General features: G+C 55.8%; 3 protein-coding genes. All 3 read right to left on the reverse strand.

All coding sequences use genetic code 11. From position 1 onward, the window contains the following. Positions 1-157: 157 nt before the first annotated feature. On the reverse strand, positions 158-844 hold the full coding sequence (locus tag QZ279_RS11880; RefSeq protein ID WP_293451120.1) for a haloacid dehalogenase type II: 687 nt from the start codon (positions 842-844) through the stop codon (positions 158-160). A gap of 63 nt (positions 845-907) precedes the next feature. Beyond that, the gene (locus QZ279_RS11885; RefSeq protein WP_293451122.1) at positions 908-1894 is read right to left on the reverse strand and encodes an NADPH:quinone reductase; all 987 of its coding nucleotides are present in this window, start codon (positions 1892-1894) and stop codon (positions 908-910) included. An 11-nt stretch (positions 1895-1905) separates the two neighbouring features. After that, positions 1906-2472: metallophosphoesterase (locus tag QZ279_RS11890; RefSeq protein ID WP_293451124.1), on the reverse strand; the 567-nt coding region annotated here is incomplete at its 5' end.

The following is a 2472-nucleotide window of genomic DNA, read 5'->3' on the forward strand; positions in this document are numbered from 1 at the left end:
TAATCCAGACGGATCACGCGACACCCTTTCAGGTGCGGCATCACATAGTCGAAATCGCGACTGTCCCGCGTCAGGCCTGACAGGCACAAAATCGGCAGGCCAGTGCCCTCGTCGTCATAGAACAAAGACAAGCCATCAGAAGTTTTAAACGTCGCCATTAGACACCTGCAAGTCGTGGAATTTCGGTGAGATCGCTCAACGTATGTTCTGGAGTTGCGAACAAGCGGTCCATCGGCTCGCCTGCGCGATTGACCCAGACTGTTTCAAAGCCAAAGCCAGATGCGGCGGCCGCATCCCAGCCATTGGAGGACACAAACAAAACTTCATCAGCCGTGCAGCCGAACCGATCCAAGACCATTTGATAAACCTTGGCACTTGGCTTGAAGACGCCCACGTCCTCGACCGACAGAACGCCGTCGAGATAGATCTCGATACCAGCCGAGCCCACTGCCCCATCCAACATATCGGGTGATCCATTAGATAAGATCGCCGTTTTCAGACCAGCCGCCTTCAATTGCGCCAACATCATCGGCACTTCTTTGTAGGCCTGCAATTCCCAGTATAGCGCCAAGAGCCGTTCGCGCAGTTCCAGATCACCGCCAAGACCCGTTTTTTCCAACGCCCAATCAAGGCCGTTCTGCGTGACTGTCCAAAAATCAGTGTGATTGCCTGCAACCGCGCGCAGCCAAGTATATTGCAACTGTTTTTGACGCCAAAATTCCGCCAGCTCACCCGCTTTGGCGGCCAATGCTTCGCGTCCATCTTCGCCTGCAGCGATACGCGCAGCCGCGCCCACGTCGAATAACGTACCATACGCGTCGAATACACAAATCTTAATTGCCATGTTGTGGCCCCCCCGTTTTGCGACACCATGGCGCGCGCATCTTAGGGGGGCAAGGACCGCGCCTTAGATTTCGAGCAATACTGCACCGTTGCGTCCTGCCGTCATGACGCGTTCGTGCGCTTTGGCGGCATCTGCGAGCGGCATGATCTGATGAATTGCAGGCGTCAAAGCCCCAGCGATCATCGCATCATGTAGCTTTGAAATCGCGACGGCGCGCGGTGCGGCCTCTAGGATGTAGATCAGCACAATATCAATCGTGATCGCTTTGAACAGAAGTGGCCCAAACGGCAAAGTCGGTGCCATATCAATCTGCGATCCATATGCCGAAATCACCCCATTCGCGCGCACGACCTGGGCCAGCAGTGCAATGTTCGCGCCGAACTCAACCTCAACCTCACGGTCCACGCCTTTGCCATCTGTCAGCGCCATGATTTGTGCGGCCAAGTCTGGCGCTCTGTAATCCAACACATGATCCGCACCAGCCGCTTTCACACGCTCAAACGCGCTTGGCGAGGCAGTCGCGATCACAGTCGCCCCACCCCATTTTGCGAGTTGCACAGCGTTGTGGCCAACAGCCCCTGCGCCGCCCGAAATCAACAAGACCTGCCCAGTTACATCACCACCGCCAAACACCGTATGCGCCGCTGTCAGACCCGGAATGCCCAACGTCGCACCTGCCTCAAAGGATACCGCATCGGGCAAAGCGACTGCTTGTTCCGCAGGAACCGTAATCATCTCAGCAGCCGTCCCAAAAGCACGCTGCCACTGGCCGTTCCAAATCCACACCCGTTGCCCAATGCGCGACGTATCAACGCCTGCGCCAACCGCCTCGATCACACCAGAACCATCAGAGTGCGGGATAACCACATCAAACGGCGGCTTTAGAATACCGGGCCGCGTGCCGGAACGTGCTTTGGCATCTGACGGGTTCACACCGCTGAATTTCAGCGCGACGCGCACTTCGCCAGCTGCGGGCTCAACAGCCGCAACATCTCGCAAAGATAGAACCTGATCGGCAACTCCGAATTCGTTATAAGTTATGGCACGCATGGGCGTCCTTTCTAAGAAAAGCTCAGCCCTGTTCGGGCGTCACAAAAGGGTTCAAATCGAACCTGTAAAACATCATCGATTAAAGTGATAACACCAATATCGGGGGCCTCAAGTGCGGGTGTAAACCCGTCCCAATTCCACGCGGGAATGGGTGGTGGCGCTTGATAGAGGACCGAACGGATCGACGCATAGGGCAAACCCTGTACAACGCCCAGCGCAGGTCGATGGACATGCCCGAAAAGTAACTGCCGCACATTCAGTGCACCACTCAATAAATCCAAAATCACATCCCCATTCGGAACGCGCGTTGGGTCAAGCATAGGAAACCCTAAATCCAAAGGTGGGTGATGACAAAACACCACTGTCGGTGTCGCTTGATCGCGCGCAAGTTCATCGCGCAGCCACGCTTCACGCGCGCCACAGAACGAACCATCGCTGCTGCCCTCGGTCGACGTATCCAAACAAATCACGCGCAGCCCACCGAGCTGCACCGCGTATTGCACGAAATCCTCTTGAGCACTGTCAGGCAAAGGCAACACAGCCCGAAACAGGGAACGCTCATCATGATTACCAACCAT

It is taken from the genome of Planktotalea sp., from assembly GCF_018607965.1.
Classification (GTDB): Bacteria; Pseudomonadota; Alphaproteobacteria; order Rhodobacterales; family Rhodobacteraceae; genus Planktotalea.

What these genes read in the sequence shown, in the direction of transcription:
- QZ279_RS11885 (WP_293451122.1), bottom strand. Translation starts at nt 1,894, where the DNA reads ATGCGTGCCATAACTTATAACGAATTCGGAGTTGCCGATCAGGTTCTA.
- QZ279_RS11880 (WP_293451120.1), bottom strand. Translation starts at nt 844, where the DNA reads ATGGCAATTAAGATTTGTGTATTCGACGCGTATGGTACGTTATTCGAC.